Here is a 24,460-nt window from a genome sequence, read left to right as displayed (position 1 = left end):
AGTCGGCTCTTGGCCGACGACTCGGAAAATGCGCCAGCCGGAAGGGTTTGGGGCAATGTTGCGGTTCAGGATGCGACGCCCGTCGCCGTCGCCGGTTTCCGCCCGGTCGAAGGCGGCTTTCGCAGCCTCTATGCCAGCCTGCCCGGCCAGACCGGGACCGGCACGATGCGCAACGGCGTGATCGAAGCGGAACCGGAAATCGACCTGATGGAGGAGGCCCGGATGGAAGCCTTCACCATGGGCTTCGATGAAGGCTGCCGCGTCACCGCCCAGACCCATGGCGAGGAAAGCGAAGCCCGCACCCGCCTTACAGAAGCGCTCGAAACCCTCGCGCCCGCGCCCAGCGGCATGCTGTCCACTATGCTGTCGGCCACCGTCGTCCGCTTGGTCGAACAGATTGTCGGCGAAGTGGAGATCGACATCGAACGGCTGGTGCAGCGCTGCGACACCGTCGCTGCGTTCATCGAGGATAATGAGGGCAAGAGCGCCCTGCATCTGCACCCCGATGACATCACCCTGCTGGAAGGTGAGACGATCGGCGTCAAGCTGGTCGGCGACAAGGCTATGCATCGCGGCTGCGTGCGGCTCGAAACCGCTGATGGCTGGGTCGAAGATGGCCCCGACGTGCGCCTCGCTCGCCTCCGCGCCCTGATGGACGATATGGAAGGCAAGGCGTGATCCGCGCCGCGCTGGCCCAGGCCGAAAGCCTGTTCGACCATCTCCAGGTCCAGAACCGCGCACCCCGCCGGATCGGCCGTCTGGTCAGCCATGACGCAGGCATGTTGGAAGTCACCGGCTTCCGTCGCCCGATCGGCTCCGGCGCGCGTGTCATGGCCAGCGACGGCTCCGTCTGCCGCGCCGAAGTCGTCGGCTTTCGCGGCGACCGCACCCTGCTGGTCCCGCTCGATGCCGACGCGCCCCTGGAAAACGGCATCCGCGTCGAACCCGACAGCCAGGCCAATATGGTGCAGGTGGGCGATGGCCTGATCGGTCGCGTCATTGACGCCATGGGTCAGCCGCTCGACCGCAAGGGACCGATTATCGCAGGCGGCACTTGGCCGCTCAACGGCGTCAAGGGCAACGTCCTCGACCGGGGCCGCGTCACCGAAGCCTTCGACCTTGGCGTCCGCGCCGTCAACGCGCTGCTCACCGCCGGGCGCGGCCAGCGTATCGCCATTATCGCAGGGTCGGGCGTCGGTAAATCCGTGCTGATGGGCCAGATGATTGCCGGGGCCGAAGCCGATATCGTCGTCGTCGGCCTGATCGGCGAACGCGGCCGCGAAGTCAGCGACTTCCTCGAAACCAAATTGAAGCACACGATGCACAAGAGCATCGTCGTCGCCGTCCCCGCCGATCATCCCCCGGTGCTGCGCCTGCGCGCCGCCGCGCGCGCCACCGCCATCGCCGAATATTATCGCGCCCGTGGCAAGAAGGTGCTGCTGCTGATCGACAGCCTGACCCGCTGCGCCCACGCGCAGCGTGAAATCGGCCTGGCGCTGGGTGAGCCGCCCGCGATGAAGGGCTATCCGCCCTCCGCGCTCGCGCTCATCCCGCGCCTGGTCGAGCGGGCAGGGGTGGACGCCCGCACCGGCGGGTCGATCACCGCGCTCTATACCGTGCTGGCCGATGGCGACGACACCGACGATCCGATCGTGGACGCCGCCCGCGCCATCGTGGACGGCCATTTCGTGCTGTCGCGCCATCTGTCCGAACAGGCGATCTTCCCCGCCATCGACATCGGCAAGTCGCTCTCCCGCGTCATGGCCGACGTCGTACCGGACGACCATCGCATGGCCGCCGCCAATTATCGCCGCCTCTGGGCCGCCTATGAGGAAAATCGCGACCTCATCCTGATGGGCGCATACCGCCCCGGCAACGATCCCGTCATCGATGAAGCGGTCCGCCGCCGCCAGGATATCCTCGATTTCATCCGTCAGGATCAGAAGAGCCGCATCGATCTCGACACCAGCGCCGACGCGCTGATCGCGGGCTTTAGCGCATGAAGGGGCTGGTCGGTCGCCGCCAGCGCGTGCTGCGCGTGCGCCATGTTCAGCACGCCATGGCGGTTGCGGAAACCGCCCGCGCGCGCGACGAAGCCGATGGCCTGGCCCGCAATATCGACCGCCTGCGCAAGGTGCGCGGCGAATTGTTCGATACGCAAGGCATGGCGACCGGCGCTTCCTTCGCCGCGATGCAGGAACTGGCGACCCGGCTGGAACAGGCCGGGCGACAGCTGGACGGCGCACTTTATGATGCCAAGCGCAAGGTGGAAGCCAAAGAAGGCATGACTCTTGCAGCGAACCGCGAGAAGGAAATCGCCACTCGCCTCAAGGACCGCGCCCGCGCGGATCTGGAGGAATGGCGTGAAACCAAATTGGCCGCACTGCCCCGCTATCGTCGGATGCAGCGCAACGGGGACGCCTGACGATGACGATGCTGACCAGCCTCAAGGCGCTGCTGTTCGCGACGCCGGCCCGCACCGGCGCGAAAGCCGACGCCGCGCCTGTCGAAGGCGCGCCCGATTTCGCGCAATTGCTCAACGGCATCGGCAACCATCCCACAGCGCCGTTGCCGGGTGCGGCTGCCCCAACCCAGCCGCCCGTCGCCACCGCAAATCCAGACAAATCCTCTTTAGATTTCAACGCTATCGACGCGCCCATCTGGCAACCTGCCACGGCCAACGCGACACCTCCGGCTGCTCCTGTCGCACCCACGCCGCAGCCCGAAAAAACGCCCACAACTGTCGCGCTCGCTGTCTCAGTACCCGGCGAGCAAGACGCAGCAGCGCCTGTCTCGGCGCTGCCCCCCAGCGTCCAGCATCGCCCTCAATCACCGACCAAAATCGCTCCATCGCCAAGGGACAAGCAAGCCACCGCCACGCCCCCAACGCTGGCGACAGACGCGCCGATTCCGCCGCCAGCCGCGGCGCAATCGACCCCTTCGGCTGACCCCGTGACTCCCGCGCCGCAGCCCGAAAAACCGTCCGCACCTGTCTCGGTCGCTGTTACGACCCCCGTCGAACAGCACGCCGCGGCCCCCGCCGCCGCACCTGTTCCGGTCCAGGCCATGATCACGCCAGCGGCCCACTCTGAACAGCCGACCGCGCTGGCCGCTCCCCCAACAGAAGCGAAGGCGCCTGCCACGCCCCCGACCGCGCCGATAGCAACGGAAACTGAGCTTGCCCCCGGCACGCCGCCGTCCATCGCAGCCGAAGCGACGCCCTCGCCAGCGCCGGTCCGCCCGGCCCGGCATGCCGCACCGGCTTCACCAGTCAGCGCAACGGCTTCGCCAGTCAGCGCACCGGCCACCGCCTCGCCAGACACGCAGGATATCGCCGACCTCGCGCCGGACGACGAAGCAGCGCCCGCCGTGCAGGACGATAGCAAGCCCTCACCCCCACCGACCGCGCCGATCCAGATGCCGCTCGCCCCTGTCGTGCAGCCGGTGGCCCTACCGTCGGAACAGGCGCAGCCTGCAAGGGCAGGGGAAGCATCGACGTCCGTGGCACCGGCCGCCCCGACATCCACCGTACCGATCGCACCAACGATGCGCCCGGTGCCGGACATGCGCGCCACCGCTACCCCCCCGGCGCAGCCTGACGCGGTGCCCATCGCATCGTCCGCGCCCTCCGCGAATGGCACCGCAATGCCCGTCGCCACCGCGCCACGCCCGGTACAGGCCGTCCCGCCTGCCGCGCTCGCCCCGGCCGCGACGACAAAGCCGGATGCCCCTTCACCTACGACCGTCGATGTCACGCCCGTCCCGTCCGCTCCGGCGGAACGCCCCGCCATGGTTCCGCTTCCTGCCGTACCAGCGCAGACCCCGCCGGACGTCGCGCGCGCGACCGTCCCAGCACCCCCCCTGCCATCCCTCGCGCAAGCGCCAGACGCTGCATCGATCATGGCCGCCCCCATCACCGCATCGCCCCAGGCCGAAGCGTCCTCCGCCGCGCCCACCGCGATCGTCCAGCCTGTCACCCCCATGCCGGACGTCCCGGAGGCGCAACCCCTCGATCCGGCGCAGGCCATCGCCCCCGCCGCCATCGCCAAGCCCCGCGCGGAAGCCGTGTCGCTGCTGCAACTGGTGCGCGACCATATGAGCGGACGGTCAACCCACCGCACCGAATCGACAGCGCCAATCAGTGACACAGCGGCCGACGCCACGCCCGCACCCCTGCCGACTTCGGCAAATGACGGCGGCCTCCCGCTCCCCACACTCGCCCAGCCAGCCACACAAAGCACAGCCACCACAGCACCCATGACGCCGACCGTAGACCTGTCCGCCAGCCTCGGCGCGCAGATGGTCGACATGGGCGTATCGGGCCAATGGATCGACGGGCTGGCCCGCGACATTGCGGGTCTTTCCGCCAATGGCGCGCGGGGCCGGTTCCAGATCAATGCCGACCAGCTCGGCCCGATCCAGGTCGATATCCGCCAGGGCGACGATGGCGCCGCCGTCAGCCTCACCGTGGCGACCGCAGCGGCCGAACAGGCGCTGCGCCAGGAAGGCGACCGGCTGAAGCTGGACGCGGGCCTCTCGGCCATGCGCATCAGCGACCTTAAGATCGAGCGCGCGCCCCACGTCGCGGAACCCGCCCGCGCCGACAGCAGCAGCAACCAGACGGCATCGCAACAGCAGTCCGGCCAAGGCCAAAATCCCAACCAAAGCCTGGGCCAAGGCATGGGCCAGTCCTCTCCCCAGTCACATATGCAGGGGCGCGGCCAGCACCGCGAAAATATCGCCCTTAGCCATAAAGCCGGCGGGGACGCGGCCGTTCTTAACCATGCGGACACAGGCGACAGCGCCGGTGGTGCCGTTCGCGCGCGCTACGCGTGACCAGCGCTTTTCCTAGGGGACCAGAACGATGAGCGACGAGCCAAAGGCCAAGAAAAAGAAGGGCGGGAGCATGAAGATGATCCTGCTGTTGGTCGTTGGCCTTGTCGTGGGTGGGGCAGGGGCGGCCGGTGGGCTGTACGCCGCCGGTTTCTTCAACGCCAAGGCCGAAGGGCCGAAGGAAGATCCCAACAAGCCGGTGCTGGTCCTGGCCGGTGAGGATGCGCAGGCGATCGCCACCGCCCATGGCTGGGCGGGCGAAGGCGGCAGCGGCGGCGGCGAAGGCGGCGGTCATGCCAGCGGCGGCGAAAGCCATGCCGTGGCGTCGGGCCATGCGCCGGGCAAGGGAATAGATTTGCCCGCACCATCCAATCCGACCGCCTATCAGGCGACCTATTTCCAGCTGCAGGCGCCCTTCACGTCGAACATGTCGGACAGCGACGCTTTCGCCCAGATCACCATCGCGGTATCGACCTATTATGATTATCGCGTCATCGCCGCCATCAAGCAGCATGAAATGCCGATCCGCAGCCAGGTGCTGATGCTGCTGGCCGAGCAGCCGCAGGAAGTGCTCGACACCCCGCAGGGCAAGCAGGCGCTCCAAGGCAAGATCAAGGGCGTGATCAACGATATCCTCAAGCAGAAGACCGGCTATGGCGGCATCGACAACGTCTATTTCACGAACTTCGTGATCCAGTAACAGCCGGTCGATCGGCGGGAACCGGCAAGGGCGGGCAGCTACGTCACAAGCGCAGCCTGCCGCCCCGTTAACTCCAATTTTACCATTTTCGTTATTAATGGCCCTGCGCCACGGGATCGGGACGGCCCCTGATCCGCCATGGCGCTGGGGACCAAGATGGACGACGTACAAACCTACGCCTTCGGGCGCGGGGATTCTCAGGCGCCGATCATGCTGTCGGGGCTGGACCGGCTGAGCGAGAAGCTCGGCCGACGCATGCGCGCCTTGATCGAACCGATCGCAGGCGTGCGCCCGCATGTCGCGGCGCAGGATACGCGGGTGCTGGATTTTGCTGCCTGGACCGCCGAAGTCCCGGCCTTTTGCAGCCTCTCCATCTATCGCCTGCTCCCGTTGAAGGGGCAGATGCTGCTGCGCATGGACGCGGCGATGATCTCCACCATGGTCGATTGTTTCTACGGTGGCATCGGCAACCGGCCTTTGCCCACGCGCGGCGAGTTCACGCCGACCGAAGACCGGCTGATCGCCCGCCTGTCCGACGCTATCGTCACCCGCCTGGTCGAAACCTGGGCCGACATCCTGCCGCTGGAACAGGGATTGATCCTGCGCGAAAGCGCGGTCGGCTATGCCGCCGCCGCGCAGCCCGCCGACCAGATGGTGCTGCAACGCTTCATCGTCTCCATCACCCGCGAACAGGAATGGCCGATCGACCTGGTCTTCCCGCTGTCCGCCCTGCGCGGCGTCGAAGCGCTGATGGGCAGCAACCTGCCAACGGACGAGGAACATCGCGACCCCGTCTGGCAGACGCGCATCGCCCGCCGCATGCGCGACATCCGCATGCCCGCCCGCACCGTATTGGCGCGTCCCAACCTCTCGCTGGCCGAGCTGATGCAGCTTAAGGTCGGCGACGTCATCCCCGTCACCATCGGCCGATCGCTGCCGTTGATCGTCGGCAACCGCATCGTCGCGCATGGCACGATCGGCGAACAGGACGGCCGCGCCGCCTTCCAGATTGAAAAACTCGCACAGGAACCCGATCAATGAGCGACATGAGCGAAGCCCCCCGCATGGACCGGGGCGAAGACCCGCTGTCCAAAATGACCAACAACCGCCAGTTCAAGCTGCTGGCCGACATCCCGGTGCGCATGTCGGTGGAGGTCGGCTCCACCTCCCTGCGTCTCGCCGAAGTCATGGACCTGGCCGAAGGCAGCATCGTGGAACTGGACCGTCAGGCCGACGATCTGCTCGACATCATGGTCAACGGCGCGCTGATCGCAAAGGGCGAAGTCGTCACGGTCAACGGCCGCTATGGCATCCGCATCGTCGATATCGCCGCGACCGAAAACCGCCTGGCCGGCATCGAACGGCGCGGTTGATACCCTATCCCTGATTTTGCGCTTGCCTTCGGCCGCGAAACTGCGGATCGCAGGCGGATTAACCATAGCTGCGGGCAGGCCATTTCATGTTCTGGTATTTCGTCAAACTGCTGATCATGCTCCCGCTGGTGGCGGGCATGGCTTTCGGCGCGCTGTGGCTGTGGCGTAAATATCAACCCGGCCTGATCGCGGGGCAGGGCGACCGCTCCTTGAAACTGCTCGAAGCGCTGCCGATGGGCGCCTTCGGCAAGCTCGCCGTGGTCGAGTTCGAGGGCAAGAAAATCCTCCTGTCCGTCACCCGCAGCCGGATCGAAAAGATCGCGGAAGGCGATCATGTCCGCCTGCGCTGAACGCTCTGGTTGCCGTGTTCCCGCGCAGGCGGGAACCCAGTCCCCGACCTCGCAACTCTATGGTACGCCTGGGAGATGGATCCCCGCCTTCGCGGGGATGACGATTTTGGTTGTTGCAGCCCTCATCCTCTTCACCGTCCCCGCCTTCGCCCAGGCCGCGCCCGCCACGCCGCCGGTGGACAATGGCGGCGCGTTGAGCCGCGCCATGGGCCAGATTTCCGGGGACGGCCGCTCGCTGTCATTGAGCCTCCAGATCCTCGTCCTGATGAGCCTGCTGACGGTGCTGCCGTCGCTCGTGCTCATGATGACCAGCTTCACCCGCATCATCATCGTCCTGTCGCTGCTGCGCCAGGCACTGGGCCTGCAACAGACACCGCCCAACCAGGTGCTGGTCGGCCTGACGCTCTTCCTCTCGCTGTTCGTGATGCGCCCCGCGATCGACGCGATCAACGCCCAGGCTTTCGACCCCTATGGCAAGGGACAGATCAGCATCGAGGAAGCGGTCGGCCGCTCCGGCAAGGTGCTGCACGGCTTCATGGCGAAGCAGACCCGCGAAAGCGATCTCAAACTGTTCCAGAATCTCGCCAAGGCGCCCGCCTTCCGCACGCCCGACGATATCCCCTTCACCATCCTGTTGCCCGCTTTCGTCACCAGCGAATTGAAGACCGCGTTCCAGATCGGCTTCATGATCTTCCTGCCCTTCCTCATCATCGACCTGGTCGTCGCGTCCACGCTGATGGCGCTCGGCATGATGATGCTGTCGCCCACGATCATATCGATGCCGTTCAAGCTGTTGCTGTTCGTACTGGTCGATGGCTGGGCGCTGACCATGGGGTCGCTGGCGGGGTCGTTCGCGACATGATGGGCCACCTTCTCCCACATCCATTGGTCCGGTAGGCCATGGAAAACGCCGATTTCTTCATGGGATTGGCCCAGCAGGCGCTGTGGATCACGGCGCTTGCCGCTGCGCCCATCCTGATCCCGGCGCTGATCGCGGGCCTCATCATCGGCATGGTGCAGGCGGCGACCTCGATCAACGAACAGACGTTGAGCTTCATCCCCAAAATCCTGGTGGTGGGCGGAATGCTGGCCTTGTTCGGCGGATCGATCATGGTCCTGATCGCGGACTTCACCCGTGAAATCTTCGAACGCATTCCGGACCTGCTCCAGTGAAAGCCGCGCTATGATCGCGCCCGGCTTTGCAGGCATCGAAAACCAGCTTTGGGTCTGGCTGATCGCCATGATCCGGCCGGGCGCGGCCTTCATCGCCGCGCCGGTCTTCGGCGCGCCCGCCGTGCCGCTGCAACTGCGCCTGATCCTCAGCCTGGCGCTGGGCCTCGCCGCGCTCAACAGCGTCACCATCGTCCTGCCGCAAGACGGCGTCGCCAGCTTCGAAGGCGTGATGATGGTCGCGGGCGAAGTCATGGCGGGCCTCGCCTTGGGCTTCGCTGTCCAGATCGGCTACGCCGCCGCCTTCGTCGCGGGGGAGACGATCGGCAACGCGATGGGCCTCAACTTCGCCGCCATGGTCGATCCCTCGTCGGGCCAGTCGACCCAGGTGCTGGGCACCTTCCTGTCGATCCTCGCCACCTTCCTGCTGCTCGGCATGGACGGGCATCTGCTGCTCGCCAGCTTCGTGGTGCAAAGCTATCAGGCGATCCCGCCGGGCGCTGGCCTATTGTCGAACGACACGATCTGGCGGCTGATTGCCTTTGGCGGATCGCTGCTGGGCGCGGGCGTCACCGTCGCCCTGCCGGTCGCCTTCGCGCTGGTGCTGGTGCAGATCATCATGGGCATGCTGGCGCGCGCGGCGCCCTCGCTCAACCTGTTTGCGGTGGGCATGCCGGTGGCGATGATGGCGGGCATCGTCCTGCTTGCCATCGCCGCGCCGATCATGGCCGAAGGCATGACCGCCTCGCTCAAGGCCGGGCTGGAGCAGGCCCAATCGATCGCGGAAGGACGCTAAGGCCATGGCGGACAGTCCCGGCGGCGGCGAAAAGACCGAAAAACCGACCCAGAAGAAGCTGGACGACGCCGCCAAGAAGGGCGACATCCTCCAGTCGCGCGAACTGGGCACGGCATTGGTGGTGATGGCGGGCATCGCCTGGCTGGCGATCACCGGCCCCTCACTGATCGACGCGCTGGCGGATATGCTGACGCAGGCGCTGCGCTTCCGGCGGGAAGATATCATCGATTTCTCGCCTGCGGCGCGCGGCGCCGAACTGCTCGGCGCCATCGCGCTCCCGGCGGCCGGCGTGATGCTCGCGACCTTCATCGCCGCCATCGCCGCGCCCGCGCTTCTGGGGTCGCTCGGCTTCCGCCCCGGCGCCTTCGCACCCAAGGCGTCGAAGATGAACCCGGCGGCGGGCATCAAGAAAATTTTCGGGACGCAGGGGCTGATCGAACTGGTCAAGTCGATTGCCAAGGTCGGCCTGCTCGGCAGCATCGGCGTCTGGCTGATCTGGGACCGGCTGACTCAGATCACCGCGCTGGGCAAGATGGGCGTCGCGCCCGCCATGGCGGACCTGGGCAATATCTTCATCCTCGTCTGCCTGGTGATGGCGGGCGGGCTGTTCCTGATCGCAGGGATCGACGTCCCCGCGCAGATCATGCAGCGCGGCAAGCGGCTGGGCATGAGCAAGCAGGAAATCAAGGACGAGCATAAGGAAAGCGAAGGCTCGCCTGAACTCAAAGGCCAGATCCGCCGCCGCCAGTTCGAGGTGCTGAACGGCTCCACCCGCCAGGCCGTGGCCGAAGCCAGCGTGATCCTGACCAACCCCACCCATTTCGCGGTCGCGCTGCGCTACCGGCCGGGCATCGACGCCGCCCCGGTCGTGGTGGCGCGCGGCTGCGACGCGATCGCTGCGGCGATCCGCGAACTGGCGGACCAGAATGGCGTGACCGTCCTGCAATATCCCGAACTGGCCCGCGCCGTCTATTTCACCTCCCGCGCCGGGCAGATCGTCAATGAAGGGCTGTATATGGCGGTGGCGACGATCCTGGCCTTCGTCTTCCGGGTGGAAAACAAGATGGCGACCGAAATGGACCGGCCGTTCATCACCGTACCGGAAGACCTGCGTTTCAACGCGGACGGGCGCAAGCCATAGCCCGAAGCGGCCAGAAACGCATATCTGCGGCCCGAATGCGACAACGAGTTGGACAGTTGCAGCGCGATGTCATGCCGCCGACCCGCTCCTGCCAAAATGCGCTGCACCTGTCACCTTCGCTGTCGCATAGCCGATCCCGGAGCCATGATCTCCAAAGGTCAGCACTAATTTTCTCTTCTATCTTCAAATGCTTGTCTGCGCGCCGACCCCTCTGTTGGGCGTCAGGCAAAAAAAGATCAGGCGGGGCATTAAAGTTTTTTATCGCCCGGCCGTAATGTCTTTTTGGGGACGCATTATGATTGGTGCGTCATGAACGACTATGTATCCAGAATTGAGCTGACGCCGGTCGATAGGGCCGTTTCGCGTGCGCCTTCGTCCGTCCAGGCTGTGCAGCCCGTGGCGGCCAGTCGTTCCACCCAACTGCCCCTCCAGGAAACGGCCAAGGCGACGCCGCCAGACGAAGGCATCGTCGTGGACGAAGACATGGCCAGCGCGGCCGAATATGTCGAAGTCCATGCCCGCATATCCGAAATTCTGGCCGACCTCCAATCGACGGCGGGCAGCGTGGACGACGCCGCTGGCGCGATCCAGGCGATGATCCCGCGTCCCATCGTGCTGGTGCCCTTGCCGCCCGCCAGCAAGGAAGCGGTCGAACATGCCGCCGTATTGGCGAAGCGCATCGTGGAGCGCGCATCCTACGCCCATGGGGCGCAGGCGCATGTGGCGCGCGGCACGGTCGATCAGGTAACCGCTTCTGTCGGTTGATATTTCGCCGCCGTGGGCTTGCGAAAATCATTCCTAAAGGTCTCGGCGCTAACGCCGTTCTCATCCCTTGAAAGGACGACGCATGAGTTCGGTAGGCAGCAGCATTTTGACGGCGCTCAACGCGGGGTCGGGTATCGACACCTCGGCGTTGGTGTCCAGTCTGGTGAGCGCGACCCGCCAGCCGAAGCAGACGGCGATCACGGATCGTCAGACGCTCAACAACTCGCGTATTTCCGCGCTCGCTTCGGCCACAAGCTCGCTCAACACCTTTGCCGATGCACTGACCGAAGTCTTGTCCGGCGCATCCTATACCGGTACGGCCTCGTCCAACGATCCCAGCGTCGCATCGGTCACGTTGCTGAGCGGCGGCAGCCCCAGCGGCCTGCCAGCCCAGCTGACGGTCGAAAAACTGGCGACCGCCCGTGTCTATTCCTCCGGCTCGTCCACCAACACCAGCATCGGCGCTGGCACTCTCAATATCGTCGGCAAGGACGGCAACCGGACGCCCATCACGCTGGATTCCAGCACCAGCACGATTTCCGATCTGGCAAAGGCGATCAACGCGTCCGGGGCAGGAGTCACGGCTCAGGTCGTGACCGATGCGACCGGTTCGCGCCTCGTGCTCAAAGGGGCGACGGGCCAAGCCAATGATTTCACGCTGGAGGGCGCGGCAGAAGGCGACCCGGTGGCATGGGGCGGCTTGAACTTTGCCGGCTCGCCCGCCGCGCAAAATGCCGAAATCACGCTCGACGGCGTGGCCTATTCCTATGCCAGCAACACGATCGACGATGCGATCCCCTATCTGCGGATCGACCTGAACAAGGCGTCGCCCGGGGCTACCGTCAACCTGTCGATGAGCCAGCCGACCGCAGGCCTGTCGGACCTGCTCAAGGAATTTGTCGACGCCTACAACACGTTGATGAAGGGGCTGAACACCGCCACGGCGACGGGCGCGGATTCGTCCAGTGCCGGTGTCCTGAACGGCGTGTCCAGCGTGCGCGACATGAAGCGCCAGCTGTCCGGGATCACGTCGACCCAACTGGCGTCGACGGGCACATTCAGGACGTTGGCGGATATCGGCGTGTCCACCAATCGCGATGGCACGCTCAGCCTCGACACGGCCCGGCTGGCCGCGGCGATGGAATCCGATCCCGAAGGCGTCACCAATATGGTGAACCCCAAAGTATCGACCACCGGCAATCCCGGCCTGTCCACGCTGATGGACACCGTACGCGACAACATCGTGAAGGATGACGGTCCGCTCAAGACCGCGCAGGCGCGCTATGATTCGGAAGCCAAGAATTTCACCCAACAACTCGAAGATCTGGACGAACGGATGACCAATTATCAGGCGCATCTGACCACGATCTACGCAGCCATGGAGACGCGGCTGTCCGCGCTCAAGGCGACGCAAAGCTACCTCGAACAGCAGGTCGAGGTCTGGAACAACAGCAACAAATAATCGGGGCGCAGACGATGTTTTATAATCAGGGTTATGCAGGCGCCAGCGCAGCGCGCCGTTACGCCGCCGTCCATTCGGGCAGCCGCACCGAAGGCGCCACGCCGCACGCGCTGGTCAAGATTTTGTTCGACGAACTGCTGCTGGCGCTCGAAGCGTCGGCGCTGGCCGAACGCCAGGGCGACCGGGTCAAGGTGTCGGACAAGCAGGCGCGCGCGATGTCGATCCTCTTCGCGCTCGAATCGAGCCTGGACTTCGACAAGGGCGGCGACATTTCGATCGGCCTCGCGCAAATCTATCGCGAAGCACGCCGGTTGCTGCTGGTCGGTGCCAAGGACCGCACGGCCGAACCGGTCGATCAGGCCCATGCCATGATCGCGGAAATCGCCGACGCCTGGACCCAGATCGGCGGCTAAAAACGGCCGCCGTCGCCCCGCCGGGCGGGGTTGCGTGCCCAACATGCCGCCTGTATAGGCGATGCTCGCACAAGGGCGGCCCGGCGGGGGCCGCCTTTTTGCGTTCTACCCAATGCGCACAGGACGCGCAGCATCACCCAGAAAGGGAAGGCCCATGTCGATTACGCCGCTCATGCCCGTTTACCCCCGGTGCGATGTCCGTCCGGTGCGAGGCGAGGGCTGCTATCTGATCGGCGAGCGCGGCGAGCGTTATCTCGACTTCGCCAGCGGCATCGCGGTCAATCTGCTGGGCCACGGCCATCCCAAGCTGGTCAAGGCGATCGCGGATCAGGCCGCGACGCTGATGCATGTGTCGAACCTCTACGGCATGCCGCTGGGCGAACGGTTCGCGCGGAAGCTGGTGGACAATACATTCGCCGACACCGTCTTCTTCACCAATTCGGGCGCGGAAGCGGTCGAATGTGCGATCAAGACCGCGCGGCGTTTCCATTATGCCAATGGCGAAGCGCACCGGCACAAGATCATCAGCTTCGACAACGCCTTTCACGGTCGGACGCTGGGGACGATCTCGGCCACCAGCCAGCCCAAGATGCGCGACGGGTTCGAACCGCTGTTGCCCGGCTTTACCGTGGTGCCGTTCAACGATCTCGACGCCGCACTGGCGCAGATCGACGATAATACTGCCGGTTTCCTGCTAGAGCCGGTGCAGGGCGAAGGCGGCGTCACCCCGGCGACCAAGGACTTCCTGACCGGCCTGCGCAAGGCGTGCGACGAGCATGGCCTGCTGCTGATCCTGGATGAAGTCCAGTGCGGCTATGCCCGTACCGGCAGCTTCTTCGCGCACGAACAGTACGGCATCACGCCGGACATCATGGCGGTGGCGAAAGGCATCGGCGCAGGCTTCCCGCTCGGCGCATGCCTGGCGACGGAGGACGCGGCCAAGGGCATGGTGTTCGGCACCCATGGCACCACCTATGGCGGCAACCCGCTCGCCATGGCGGTGGGTCTTGCGGTGATCGAGGAAGTGCTGGCCGACGGGTTCCTGGACCATGTGACGGCGATGGGCGCGCGCCTGCGGTCCGCGCTGGAACAGCTCATCCCCAATCATGACGACATGTTCGAGGATGTGCGCGGCATGGGCCTGATGCTCGGCGTCAAGATGAAGGAGGGCTATGACGCCCGCGCCTTCGTCGGCCATCTGCGCGACCATCACGGCCTGCTGACCGTGTCGGCCGGGCAGAATGTGCTGCGCATCCTGCCGCCCCTCGTCATCGAGGAAAGCCATATCGCCGAAGCCATTGAGAAGATCTCCGCCGGCGCGCGGAGCTTCGCGGAAGCTGAGGCGGCCTGATTGATACTACCCCGTTCGTGCTGAGTAGGGGCTAAGCTTGTCGAAGACCCGTATCGAAGCATTGATCCTTCGATACGCCATGTCGGCTTCGCTCAATGGCTACTGAGGACGAACGGCGGTTGGAAGCGGAGAACCTTCCAATGACCAAGCATTTCCTGAATCTCACCGATGCGGGCGGCGACGCGATCGCCGCGATGATCGCCGACGCCATCGACCGTAAGGCCGCACGCGCGGGCAAGCCGAAAGGCGCAGCCGACGCCGACGCCCCGCTCGCCGGGCACACGCTGGCGATGATCTTCGAAAAGAACAGCACCCGTACCCGCGTCAGCTTCGACATGGCGATCCGCCAGTTGGGCGGCACGTCGCTGATCCTGGAAGGCGCGACCAGCCAGATCGGCCGGGGCGAAACGATCGCCGACACCGCGCGCGTGCTCAGCCGCATGTGCGACGCGATCATGATCCGCACCGACGACCATGCCAAGATCGAGGAGATGGCGGCCTATGCCACCGTCCCGGTGATCAACGGCCTGACCGACCTGTCGCATCCCTGTCAGATCGTCGCCGACCTGTTGACCGTGGTCGAACATGGGCTGGCGCTGCCCGGCAGCCAATGGGCCTGGTTGGGCGATGGCAACAACGTCCTCCATTCGATCGTGGAGGCGGCGGGCCTGCTCAAGTTCGATGTGCGCATGGGCATACCCGACGGCTATGATCCCGACCCGGCCTTCGCCGAGGCCGCGCGCGCCGCCGGATCGACCGTCACCCTGACCCGCGACGCAGCGGCCGCGGTGGCGGGCGCGGACGTCGTCGTCACCGATACCTGGATTTCCATGGGCCAGGCCCATGCCGACGCCAAGCTGGCGGCGATGATGCCCTATCAGGTGACGCCGGAGCTAATGGCGCAGGCAAGGCCGGACGCCAAATTCCTCCACTGCCTGCCCGCCCATCGCGGCGAGGAAGTGGTGGACGCGGTGATCGACGGACCCCAGTCGCTGATCTGGGACAAGGCGGAAAACCGCCTCCATGCGCAGAAATCGGTGCTGCTCTGGGCGCTTGGAAAGCTGTAGCCCGCCCCTATATGGTCGGTTCCCCCCGCGCTTGCGGGACGGGGTGGGGGAGGGCATGGTCCTCCCCTTCGCACTATACACCCATTTCCCGCCTCTTCCGCCAGCGGGAGGGGAGAAAGCACAGCATGTCTGCCTCCACCCATATCGACCAGGCTCTTGGCTTCACCATCCCCGCGCGCCATGCCCGCGGTCGCCTCGTGCGGCTGGGTCCGGTGCTCGACCAGGTGCTGGCCGCCCATGCCTATCCCCCCCGATCGAGCGGCTGCTCGCCTCCGCGCTGGTGCTGGCGGCCCTGCTGGGCAGCACATTGAAGCAGGCGAACGGCCAACTGACGCTGCAGGCGCAGACCGAACATGGCGTCGTCAGCCTGCTGGTCGCCGACTATAAGGATGGCGACGTGCGCGGCTATGCCAAGTTCGATGCCGATCGCCTGGCCGAACAGGGCGCGGACCCGACCTTGTTCGGGCTGTTCGGCAAGGGCTATCTGGCGATCACCTTCGACCAGTCGGTGTCGGGCGAACGCTATCAGGGCATCGTGCCGCTGGAGGGCGAATCGCTGGCCGAAGCCGCCGAACATTATTTCTTCCAGTCCGAACAAATCCCCAGCATCATCCAGATCGACACCCGGCACGACAAGGGCGAAGGCTGCGTCGCGGCCGGTATGCTGCTCCAGCATCTGCCGGAGGGGGAGGTCGGGCGCGAGCGGTTGCATGTCCGCCACGATCATCCGGAATGGGAGCATGTGCAGGCGCTGGCCCAGACGCTCAAGGCCGATGAACTGACCGACGACGCCCTGCCGCTGACCGACATCGTCTGGCGCCTGTTCCATGAGGAAGAGGAAGTGCGCGTGGTCGAACCGACCCCGCTGGCGAAAGGATGCCGCTGCGACCTCACCCATATTCGCGACGTGATCGGCCGTTTCCCGGCCAGCGAACGCGCGGACATGGCGGACGAACATGGCGTGATCGGCGTGGATTGCGCCTTCTGCTCGCGCCTCTTCCCCCTCGCGCTGGACAGCTTCGTCGCGCATTGATGCGAAGAACGTTTCGCTAACGTTATTTGTAAATGGGGCAGGACGCGCCGCTTGCGCTATGAAAATGCCGCAATTGATTGGCATGAGCGGCAGATAGCCATCGCCATGGGCGCGGTGGCACTATGATACGGGATCGGGCGGAACGATGAAGAGGGCGGAACGATACGCGCTCGGCGCGATTGCGATGATGGCGGCGACGATCGGCACGATGGCGCTGGCGGCGACGGCCCCGGCGGTCCCTGCGCCCCAGGCGTTGCGCACGCTGGAAACCGGCGAATGGGAATTGCGCGGTCGCGGCGAAGGGGCCGAGACTCGCAAGCTGTGCATCAGCGACCTGCGCCAGCTGCTGCAGGTCCAGCATGGCCGCACCCTCTGCCGCAGCTTCGTCATCAGCGACAGCGCCCATGCGATCACCGTCACCTATGATTGCGCGGCGGCGGGCAATGGCCGCACCGACCTGCGCGTCGAAACCACCAAGCTGGTGCAGATCCGCTCGCAGGGCATCGCGAACGGCGCGCCCTTCGCCTTCACGGCGGAAGGACGACGCGTCGGCGACTGTTCCTGATCGAGAACGCGCATCGTCCCATGCTTGCGCTGCGGCGTCGCGGGGGGTAGCGCGGAATCATGGTTGCCAATAATGGAAAATTCGCCGTCGTGCTGCTGTCCGGCGGTCTCGATTCGATGGTCGCGGGCGGACTGGCGCGCGAACAGGGCTATCGCATCCTCGCTTTGTCGATCGACTATAATCAGCGGCATCGCGTCGAACTGCGCGCCGCCGCGCGCGTCGCCGAAGCGCTCAACGCGATTCGCCACATCGTCCTGCCGCTGGACCTGACCGCGTTCGGCGGATCGGCTCTGACCGCCGACATCGCCGTGCCCAAGGGCGGGGTGGGTGACGATATCCCCGTCACCTATGTGCCCGCGCGCAACACCATCTTCCTGTCGCTGACGCTGGGCCTGGCCGAAGTGGCGGGCGCAAGCGACATCTTCATCGGCGTCAACGCGCTCGACTATTCGGGCTATCCCGATTGTCGTCCCGAGTTCATCGACGCCTTCCAGAATATGGCGACGCTGGCGACCAAGGCGGGGGTGGAGGGCCATCCGATCCGCATCCAGACGCCGCTGCAATATATGAGCAAGGCGGACATCGCCCGCGAAGCCGACCGTCTGGGCCTGGACGCCGGGATCAGCTGGTCCTGCTACGATCCCACGCCCGACGGCAAGCATTGCGGCCTTTGCGACAGCTGCCGCCTGCGCGCCAAGGGTTACCAGGAAGCGGGCCTGCCCGACCCTACCATCTACGCCACGCGGCCCTGAAAGGCGGCCGACGATGAGCTATGCGGTCAAGGAAATGTTCCTGACGCTTCAGGGTGAAGGGGTGCAGGCGGGGCGGCGCGCCGTATTCCTGCGCTTTGCCGGATGCAATTTGTGGAGCGGTCGCGAGCAGGACCGGCGCGACGCCGTCTGCCGTTTTTGCGACACCGATTTCGTCGGCACCGATGGGCTGGGCGGCGGCAAGTTCGCTGACGCCGACACGCTGGCCGATGGCGCGCTCGCTTTCTGGGGCGAGGGGGCGGAGGGTCGCTATATCGTCCTGACCGGCGGGGAGCCGATGCTGCAAGTCGATGATGCGCTGGTCGATGCGCTCCACGCGCGCGGCTTCACCATCGCGATCGAAAGCAACGGCACGATCGCCGCCCATCCCGGCATCGACTGGATCTGCATCAGCCCCAAGGCAGGCAGCGACGTCGTGCAACGATCCGGCCATGAATTGAAGCTGGTTTGGCCGCAGCCCGATGGCGGCCACAGCCTGGCCGATGTCGCGGCGATGGAAGGCTGGGCCTTCGCGCACCACCTGCTCCAGCCGCTGGACGACCCCCACGCAGCCGACAATGCTCGCGCCGCGATCGCGCTCGTCATGGACCGGCCGCAATGGCGGCTGACGGTGCAGGCCCATAAATATCTGGGTTTGCGGTAAAGGCGTTTTTTAGGCCTGATGACGGTGTGTGAGGCGAGCGCTCTAAATGCAACGTGCTCCCGCGCAGGCGGGAGCCCAGTCCGGAGCGCGGAACTATTTACACGCCCCAGCCCCTTCAATGTTGCGTAAAAATCACGAACGGGCAGATTGCTTCTGCCTGCTCATGAATAGCGAAATAGCGCCACAACTGTCGCACTCGCTGTCTCAAACGACGCATAGCAAAGCCTGCGCGCCGTCAAATTAAAGCGGCGCTTCCCTCCACGGGCCGCTCTAATGCCAAAGCGCGATGACAATGACTCATTGGAAGGGGCAGGGCGTTCCCCGGCGAAGGCCGGGGTCCAGTTCAGAGGGCGGAACTGGCTCCCGGCCTTCGGCCGTTGGCCGAAGTTTATCCTGAGCGCCTGCCTTGGCAGGCAGTCGAAGGGCCGGGAAACAGCGCGCTATAGATTCCAGTCAATGCAGCTTGGTATAAGTGCCGCTTATTTCTGCGAACATCAGAGCCAAGTCCAACCGCCGGAACCCGGTTCCCGCCTGCGCGGAAACCCATGCTATCGGGCGGTCGGACCAGCCCTCAAGGCTTCACGCCGATCTTGTCGTTCCAAGCCTGATGGCAGACCGGCAGCAACACGCCCTTTTTCCAGCATTTGGGATCGAAGGAGGGCATGGCGACGACATAGTCATAGCCCGGCGTGCCGTAAAATTGCTCGCCCGCCGCCACCAACGACTTCTTGATCGAGCCAAGGCCAGCCCGGCCCACTTCGTTCAGCTGGCCGCGATCGGCGAAGATCGCTTGCCGTCCGACTTCCGCCGTCGCCTGGCAGAAGCCCTTTTGCGCCTGGACCGTGGAATAGCCCGAATAGATGCGGGTGTTATACATGTCGGACGCCGACTGGCCCGGCTTGCCCTTGCCCACGGTGCGCTGGAAATAGCCGAGCAGCACCGCCTGCGCGCTATCCAGTTCCGCGTCATGATGGGCGATCATGGCGTTATAATTGCTGATCGCCAGCAAGGTCGGCTCGAACTGGCATTGCAGCGCCGCGACGTTAAGCGCGGCGCGCAGATTCCATGCCAGCCCGGCCTTGATCTCCTCCGCATTCGCACCGGGCAGGCCCAGCGCGGTCGCAGCGGCGGCGTCGGTCAGGGGCGGGGCGCTCATGTCGGGCGGCGACCAGAAGAACTGGGCCGACGCGGGTTGCGCGATCATCGGCGCGATGGCCAGGGTCATGCCGGCCAGCACGCGGCGCAACGAGGAACGCAATGTCATCTAATCTGCCTCTCCGGGACGGCGCGATCATCGGCGCCATCCATTGATCCTTCATTCCGTCCAGCCACTGTATCAGCGCTGAACGATCCTGCTAGTTTTACTGATCGGACAACACTTCCGCATCCTCCGCGGGCGCTTGCTGCGGCGCAGGCTTGGCCGCCGCGCTGCTATTGTCCGTCGCATTGCCGCTGGGCAGGGCGATGGCCGTGCCTTCGCTCTGCACGCCGTCCAGGTCGGTCATCGCGTCGGTCGCGGTGCCGTCCACCACTTCCATATCCTTCATCTGCACCTTGTTGCCGCCTTCCTCCTTGCCGCCACAGGCCGCCAGCGACAGGCAGGCGGCGATCAGCGTGGCGGTGACGATGGGGCGCATCCGGGTCTCCTTGAAACGGTCGATACCCGGCATCCGCGCCGGCTCAGGAAGGCGCGACCCTAGCTTCCTGTTTCGCATTGCTCAACCCCCGTGCCGCACCGGGCCAAGCGGCTGAGAAAGACGGGGAAATGCGCCTTGAGCGCGGCGTCCAGCGTGTCTGTGGATGCGTCACCGCCCAGAGCGGCGATGCTGGTCACGGGAAAGTCGCTGATCCCGCACGGTACGATGCCCGCGAAATGGGACAGGTCGGGATCGACGTTGATCGCAAATCCGTGGAGCGTGACCCAGCGCCGCACGCGAATGCCCAGCGCGCCGATCTTCGCCTCGCGCCCATTCGAATCGTCGGTCCAGATGCCGATCCGTCCTTCCGCCCGCCGCGCCGCAATGCCCATGTCATCCAGCGCCGCGATCATCCAGCCTTCCAGATGATGGACGAAATTGCGGATGTCCTTCCCCCGATCGCCGAGGTTGATGTTGAGATAGCCGATCCGCTGCCCCGGCCCATGATAGGTATAGCGCCCGCCCCGTCCGGCATCATGCACGGGAAAGCGCGGGTCGAGCAGTTCGGCGGGATCGGCGCTGGTCCCGGCGGTATAGAGCGGCGGATGCTCCAGCAGCCAGACGCGCTCCTGTGCCTGCCCGTCATGGACGGCGGCAGCGCGCGCCTCCATATCGGCCAGCGCCGTTGGATAATCGACGGGGGCGGGCGCGACGCGCCATTCGACGGATGCGGGAAAGGGCAGGGGCGCGGGGCGATCGGGCGGAAGGTCGGACATGGGCGCTTCCTTGACTTGGGCGAGCCGAGCGATCAAGTCTCGCGCCGGATTTTCAGCAGGGCAGGCAATATAGATATGGCGACAATGTCCATCGGCAAGGCGTGGGAGGAATTGGTCGCCTTCGTCAGGCGGGAAGCGGCCTTGCTGTTCCCGGTGGCGCTGCTGTTCGTGGCGCTGCCCAGCTTGATCCTTCAGGAAATGACACCGCCCGAACTCCAGGCCTGGTTCGCCGCGCCCAAGGCGGACACGATTCCCGCCATGCCGCCTGGCTTTGGCCTAGCGATGCTGCTGACCATCATCCTCATCTGGTTCGGGTCGCTTGCCCTGTTCGCCCTGGCCCTGCGCCCGGGCATCAGCGTGGGGGAAGCGTTGCGCATGAGCTTCGCGCGCCTGCCGGTGTTGATCGGCACGGCGCTGGTCGTGGTCGGCGCCGTAGCCGTCGTCTTCATCGCGGCGGCGCTGGTCGGCATCCTCTTCGCGCTCGTCTCGAAGCCGCTGGCGGCGACGATCGGGCTGCTGCTGGGCTTTGGCGCCATCGCCCTCATCTTCTTCGCCAGCATCCGCCTCGTGCTGCTCAACCCGGTGGTGATCGACGGCACGGCCGGGGTGATGGAATCGCTGCGCCGCGCCTGGGCGCTGACGCGCGGCTATTTCTGGCGGCTGTTCGGCTTTCTGGTCATCGTCATGCTGTTGTCCACCATCGCGGGATCGGCGGCGCAGGTGATCGTCGGCTTGGTCGGCGGTTTGATCGCGGGGGCGGAAGGCGCGCGGCTGGCAGGGGGGCTTGCGGGGGCGGCGGTGACGAGCATCGTCCAGGTCTATATGCTGGTGATGCTGGCGCGGCTCTATCGTCAGGCGCAGCCGCAGGATGTGCGCGACGTCTTTCGCTGATCAGACGCCTATAGCAGCGGCACATGCGGCGCGGCATCGCGCGGCAATATGTTGGCGATTCGGGGATCGGCGAAGGTTTCGACCGCGCGCGCATAGGCAACGAAGCCGGACCGTAGATAGAAGCGGAGCGCCGCGGGGCTGTCGAGCGTGCAGCTATGGACCCAGAAGCGCTCCACCCCCTTGCGCCAGGCCAGCGATTTGGCCTGCGCCATCAGCCATTGGCCCAGCCCCTTGCCATTGAGTTCGGGCACCAGCCCCAGAAAACTCAGTTCGCAATCGGGCAGCGCCCTGAAATCCAGTTCCAAAAGGCCGACTTCGGTCCCGCGCGGATCGGTGACGGCATAGACCTCCACAGCAGGATCATGGAGGATCGCGGCCAGGTCCGAATCGGACATCACCAGCCGGGAAAACCACAGCCATGGCGCGCCCACCCGGCGGAACAGGGTGCGGTAAGCGTCCAGATCGGGCGTCTTCCACGGCACCAGCCGCAACGGCGCGGGCGGGACCGGCGCGGGCCGTGGCCGCTCCCGCATTTCCAGATAGGTGACGATCGTCGCCACCATCCCCGGATCGACCGGCGTCAACGCCATGCTTAGCGCCAACTCGCCATCGGCGGCAGGCTCATCAATATGGCGTCGATATTGCCGCCGGTCTTCAGCCCGAACAGCGTGCCGCGATCATGCACCAGGTTGAACTCCGCATAGCGCCCGCGCCATTCCAGCATGGTGCGATAATCCGCCTCGGTCCACGTCTCATCCATGCGACGGCGTACGATCGGCGGGAAAGCGTCCAGGAAGGCGTCGCCCACCGCGCGGGTGAAGGCGAAGTGTGCGTCGAACCCGGCATCGTCGGCGCATTCGAGATGATCGTAGAAGATACCGCCGACGCCACGATGCACGCCGCGATGGGGGATGAAGAAATATTCGTCCGCCCACGCCTTGAACCGGGGATAATAGTCCGGGTCGTGGGCGTCGCAGGCGCTCTTGAACATGGCGTGGAAATGATCCGTATCCTCGGCCCGGGGCAAAGGCGGATTAAGATCCGCGCCGCCGCCGAACCAGCTTTTGGTCGTGACCAGATAGCGGGTGTTCATATGCACGGCGGGCACATGGGGATTGGCCATATGCGCGACCAGGCTGATGCCGGTGGCGAAGAAGGCGGGATTGTTGGCGGCGCCATGGATGGTCTGGGCAAAGCCGGGCGCAAATTCGCCGCCCACGGTCGACACGTTGACGCCGACCTTTTCGAAGACCTTGCCCTTCATCACGCCGCGCACGCCGCCGCCGCCTTCGCCCGGCGCCTGGCCTTCGGCTTCGCGGTCCCAGGCGGTATAGTCGAACCGGGCGTCGCTGCCCGCCTCCCGCTCGATCGCCTCGAACGCGGCGCAGATGCGGTCGCGCAGCGATTCGAACCAGTTGCGCGCCGCCTGTTGCCGGGCGTCGAGGGGGAAGGGCACGCTGGGCACCGGATTGCTGGCGGTCATTGCGGATATTGTCCTGTCTGGCGAAGGGCTTCGGATATGGCGATGCCCGTCGAAACGGCGATGTTCAAGGATCGAAAGCCCGGCGCCATGGGAATGCGGATGCGGATGTCGGCTAGGTCGCGCACCGCGTCCGGCACGCCCGCGCTTTCCGATCCCATCAGCAGCACGTCGTCGGGCTGGAATTGCACCTCCGGCAATTTTTGCGAGGCATGGGCGCTCATCAGCAATAGGCGGCGGCCCTGCGCGCGCCGTTCTGCATCGAAGGCGGCGAAATTGGCGTGGCGGGTGATGTCCGCCGCCTCACCATAATCCATCGCCGCGCGTTTCAGGCGCGTGTCGGAAAAGGCGAATCCGGTCGGCATGATGATGTCCACAGGCACGGCGAAGCAGGCGGCGAGGCGCAGGATCGCGCCGACATTGCCCGCGATTTCTGGCTGGTAAAGGGCGATACGCATGGTCCGCGCCATAATGCACTGCGGCAAATTGTCATAGGGTGCGTGAGTTTGCTGTTGGCAAAATGGGCGCAGTCCGGTTATCAGGCCCGCGAACCACGCCAGGGGGAAGGCGGGTGGCCATGGCTATGGCGGTCCAAATCCCTTGATAAACAGAGCCGGGAACGGCATTGCGGCGGTATCAGGGACGTTCTTGCAAGGGTTGAGGTGCATGGCGAGCGTTGAACATATAGACGGCACAGGTCCATCCGGCGATGATGGCGTGCGTCGCCGCGATTTCATCAACATCGCTGCGGTGAGTTTCGCGGGGGTCGGCGCTGTTGCGGTCGTCCTGCCGCTGATCGATCAGATGAACCCCAGCGCCGACGTGCTGGCGCTGGCATCGACCGAAGTCGATTTGTCGGCGATCCAGCCCGGGCAGGCGATCAAGACCACTTTCCGCAGCCAGCCGCTCTTCGTGCGCCAGCTGACGCCGAAGGAAATCGCCGAAGCCGACAAGGTGGACGCCTCCACCCTGCGCGATCCGCAGACGCTGGAAGAACGCACCGTCGACGGCAAGAAGCAGTGGCTGGTGACGATGGGTGTCTGCACTCATCTGGGCTGCGTGCCGCTGGGCGCGGGCGAGGGTGAGAATCGCGGCGAATTTGGCGGCTATTTCTGCCCCTGCCACGGTTCGTCCTACGACACCGCCGCGCGCATTCGCAAAGGCCCAGCGCCTAAGAATCTGGAAGTGCCGAAGTTCAGCTTCACTTCCGACACCGCCATTCTCGTAGGCTGAGGTAAGAAACC

Annotated in this window: 28 protein-coding genes and 1 pseudogene; 23 read left to right on the top strand and 6 right to left on the bottom strand. The window is 65.4% G+C overall.

The window, feature by feature from the left end; translation table 11 throughout:
- The first annotated feature begins 9 nt into the window (after positions 1-9).
- From U5A89_RS16465 to queE, 21 genes and pseudogenes are all read left to right on the top strand, one after another.
- The gene (locus tag U5A89_RS16465; protein WP_338162132.1) at positions 10-678 is read left to right on the top strand and encodes a FliH/SctL family protein; all 669 of its coding nucleotides are present in this window, start codon (positions 10-12) and stop codon (positions 676-678) included.
- Positions 675-2,003 carry a FliI/YscN family ATPase gene (locus tag U5A89_RS16460; protein ID WP_338162131.1) on the top strand — a complete coding sequence of 443 codons (1,329 nt, stop codon included), beginning with the start codon at positions 675-677 and terminating at the stop codon, positions 2,001-2,003. Before U5A89_RS16465 ends, U5A89_RS16460 begins: the two co-directional genes overlap by 4 nt.
- The gene (locus U5A89_RS16455; RefSeq protein ID WP_338162130.1) at positions 2,000-2,425 is read left to right on the top strand and encodes a hypothetical protein; all 426 of its coding nucleotides are present in this window, start codon (positions 2,000-2,002) and stop codon (positions 2,423-2,425) included. Before U5A89_RS16460 ends, U5A89_RS16455 begins: the two co-directional genes overlap by 4 nt.
- A gap of 2 nt (positions 2,426-2,427) precedes the next feature.
- Positions 2,428-4,836 (top strand): flagellar hook-length control protein FliK, encoded by a 2,409-nt coding sequence (locus U5A89_RS16450; RefSeq protein WP_338162129.1) that lies wholly within the window; start codon positions 2,428-2,430, stop codon positions 4,834-4,836.
- A 28-nt stretch (positions 4,837-4,864) separates the two neighbouring features.
- Positions 4,865-5,533, top strand: a complete 669-nt coding sequence (locus tag U5A89_RS16445; protein ID WP_338162128.1) for a flagellar basal body-associated FliL family protein — start codon at positions 4,865-4,867, stop codon at positions 5,531-5,533.
- 156 nt (positions 5,534-5,689) lie between these two features.
- Positions 5,690-6,574, top strand: coding sequence for a flagellar motor switch protein FliM (locus U5A89_RS16440; RefSeq protein WP_338163084.1), 885 nt, complete (start codon positions 5,690-5,692; stop codon positions 6,572-6,574).
- On the top strand, positions 6,571-6,906 hold the full coding sequence (fliN, locus tag U5A89_RS16435) for a flagellar motor switch protein FliN (protein WP_066600042.1): 336 nt from the start codon (positions 6,571-6,573) through the stop codon (positions 6,904-6,906). The genes U5A89_RS16440 and fliN overlap by 4 nt, the downstream gene beginning before the upstream one ends.
- A gap of 86 nt (positions 6,907-6,992) precedes the next feature.
- The gene (locus U5A89_RS16430) at positions 6,993-7,256 is read left to right on the top strand and encodes a FliO/MopB family protein (protein ID WP_338162127.1); all 264 of its coding nucleotides are present in this window, start codon (positions 6,993-6,995) and stop codon (positions 7,254-7,256) included.
- A 97-nt stretch (positions 7,257-7,353) separates the two neighbouring features.
- The gene (fliP, locus tag U5A89_RS16425; RefSeq protein ID WP_338162126.1) at positions 7,354-8,118 is read left to right on the top strand and encodes a flagellar type III secretion system pore protein FliP; all 765 of its coding nucleotides are present in this window, start codon (positions 7,354-7,356) and stop codon (positions 8,116-8,118) included.
- Between the two features lie 38 nt (positions 8,119-8,156).
- Positions 8,157-8,429 carry a flagellar biosynthesis protein FliQ gene (gene fliQ, locus U5A89_RS16420; RefSeq protein WP_338162125.1) on the top strand — a complete coding sequence of 91 codons (273 nt, stop codon included), beginning with the start codon at positions 8,157-8,159 and terminating at the stop codon, positions 8,427-8,429.
- Between the two features lie 10 nt (positions 8,430-8,439).
- Positions 8,440-9,222 carry a flagellar biosynthetic protein FliR gene (gene fliR / locus U5A89_RS16415; protein ID WP_338162124.1) on the top strand — a complete coding sequence of 261 codons (783 nt, stop codon included), beginning with the start codon at positions 8,440-8,442 and terminating at the stop codon, positions 9,220-9,222.
- 4 nt (positions 9,223-9,226) lie between these two features.
- The gene (locus tag U5A89_RS16410; RefSeq protein WP_338162123.1) at positions 9,227-10,363 is read left to right on the top strand and encodes an EscU/YscU/HrcU family type III secretion system export apparatus switch protein; all 1,137 of its coding nucleotides are present in this window, start codon (positions 9,227-9,229) and stop codon (positions 10,361-10,363) included.
- Positions 10,364-10,672: 309 nt separating this feature from the next.
- Complete coding sequence (locus tag U5A89_RS16405; protein WP_338162122.1) at positions 10,673-11,128, top strand: hypothetical protein; 456 nt, start codon at positions 10,673-10,675, stop codon at positions 11,126-11,128.
- Positions 11,129-11,210: 82 nt separating this feature from the next.
- The gene (fliD, locus tag U5A89_RS16400; protein ID WP_338162121.1) at positions 11,211-12,590 is read left to right on the top strand and encodes a flagellar filament capping protein FliD; all 1,380 of its coding nucleotides are present in this window, start codon (positions 11,211-11,213) and stop codon (positions 12,588-12,590) included.
- Between the two features lie 14 nt (positions 12,591-12,604).
- Entirely contained in the window at positions 12,605-13,003 is a 399-nt protein-coding gene (locus tag U5A89_RS16395; RefSeq protein WP_338162120.1) for a flagellar export chaperone FliS, read from the top strand.
- 154 nt (positions 13,004-13,157) lie between these two features.
- The gene (locus U5A89_RS16390) at positions 13,158-14,354 is read left to right on the top strand and encodes an aspartate aminotransferase family protein (protein WP_338162119.1); all 1,197 of its coding nucleotides are present in this window, start codon (positions 13,158-13,160) and stop codon (positions 14,352-14,354) included.
- 140 nt (positions 14,355-14,494) lie between these two features.
- Positions 14,495-15,421 carry an ornithine carbamoyltransferase gene (gene argF, locus U5A89_RS16385; protein WP_338163083.1) on the top strand — a complete coding sequence of 309 codons (927 nt, stop codon included), beginning with the start codon at positions 14,495-14,497 and terminating at the stop codon, positions 15,419-15,421.
- A 125-nt stretch (positions 15,422-15,546) separates the two neighbouring features.
- A pseudogene (gene hslO / locus U5A89_RS16380) lies at positions 15,547-16,454 on the top strand (Hsp33 family molecular chaperone HslO).
- 145 nt (positions 16,455-16,599) lie between these two features.
- Positions 16,600-17,019 carry a DUF3617 domain-containing protein gene (locus U5A89_RS16375; RefSeq protein WP_445190663.1) on the top strand — a complete coding sequence of 140 codons (420 nt, stop codon included), beginning with the start codon at positions 16,600-16,602 and terminating at the stop codon, positions 17,017-17,019.
- Between the two features lie 59 nt (positions 17,020-17,078).
- On the top strand, positions 17,079-17,771 hold the full coding sequence (gene queC, locus U5A89_RS16370; protein ID WP_338162118.1) for a 7-cyano-7-deazaguanine synthase QueC: 693 nt from the start codon (positions 17,079-17,081) through the stop codon (positions 17,769-17,771).
- Positions 17,772-17,784: 13 nt separating this feature from the next.
- Positions 17,785-18,432 carry a 7-carboxy-7-deazaguanine synthase gene (gene queE / locus U5A89_RS16365; protein WP_338162117.1) on the top strand — a complete coding sequence of 216 codons (648 nt, stop codon included), beginning with the start codon at positions 17,785-17,787 and terminating at the stop codon, positions 18,430-18,432.
- A 571-nt stretch (positions 18,433-19,003) separates the two neighbouring features.
- Here the strand turns inward: queE and U5A89_RS16360 are convergent.
- The 3 genes from U5A89_RS16360 to lipB form a co-directional block, all read right to left on the bottom strand.
- Complete coding sequence (locus U5A89_RS16360) at positions 19,004-19,696, bottom strand: hypothetical protein (protein ID WP_338162116.1); 693 nt, start codon at positions 19,694-19,696, stop codon at positions 19,004-19,006.
- A gap of 97 nt (positions 19,697-19,793) precedes the next feature.
- Entirely contained in the window at positions 19,794-20,069 is a 276-nt protein-coding gene (locus U5A89_RS16355) for a hypothetical protein (RefSeq protein ID WP_338162115.1), read from the bottom strand.
- Between the two features lie 59 nt (positions 20,070-20,128).
- A complete protein-coding gene (lipB, locus tag U5A89_RS16350; protein ID WP_338162114.1) occupies positions 20,129-20,845 on the bottom strand; it encodes a lipoyl(octanoyl) transferase LipB in 717 nt (238 codons plus the stop codon).
- 75 nt (positions 20,846-20,920) lie between these two features.
- Between lipB and U5A89_RS16345 the strand changes: the two genes are divergently transcribed.
- On the top strand, positions 20,921-21,736 hold the full coding sequence (locus tag U5A89_RS16345) for a DUF7847 domain-containing protein (RefSeq protein ID WP_338162113.1): 816 nt from the start codon (positions 20,921-20,923) through the stop codon (positions 21,734-21,736).
- Positions 21,737-21,744: 8 nt separating this feature from the next.
- Here U5A89_RS16345 and U5A89_RS16340 read toward each other — a convergent pair whose 3' ends face one another.
- The 3 genes from U5A89_RS16340 to U5A89_RS16330 are packed head-to-tail and all read right to left on the bottom strand — an operon-like array spanning position 21,745 to position 23,674.
- Positions 21,745-22,326 carry a GNAT family N-acetyltransferase gene (locus tag U5A89_RS16340; protein WP_338162112.1) on the bottom strand — a complete coding sequence of 194 codons (582 nt, stop codon included), beginning with the start codon at positions 22,324-22,326 and terminating at the stop codon, positions 21,745-21,747.
- A 2-nt stretch (positions 22,327-22,328) separates the two neighbouring features.
- A complete protein-coding gene (gene hemF / locus U5A89_RS16335; RefSeq protein WP_338162111.1) occupies positions 22,329-23,219 on the bottom strand; it encodes an oxygen-dependent coproporphyrinogen oxidase in 891 nt (296 codons plus the stop codon).
- Positions 23,216-23,674, bottom strand: a complete 459-nt coding sequence (locus tag U5A89_RS16330) for a tRNA (cytidine(34)-2'-O)-methyltransferase (protein WP_338162110.1) — start codon at positions 23,672-23,674, stop codon at positions 23,216-23,218. The genes hemF and U5A89_RS16330 overlap by 4 nt, the downstream gene beginning before the upstream one ends.
- Positions 23,675-23,882: 208 nt before the next feature.
- Between U5A89_RS16330 and petA the strand changes: the two genes are divergently transcribed.
- Positions 23,883-24,449, top strand: a complete 567-nt coding sequence (petA, locus tag U5A89_RS16325; protein WP_338162109.1) for a ubiquinol-cytochrome c reductase iron-sulfur subunit — start codon at positions 23,883-23,885, stop codon at positions 24,447-24,449.
- Positions 24,450-24,460 lie beyond the last annotated feature (11 nt).

This window comes from Sphingobium sp. HWE2-09 (genome assembly GCF_035989265.1).
Taxonomy (GTDB): domain Bacteria; phylum Pseudomonadota; class Alphaproteobacteria; order Sphingomonadales; family Sphingomonadaceae; genus Sphingobium.
Note: the sequence above shows the minus strand (reverse complement) of the source record. Positions and strands in the feature narration are given on the sequence as shown.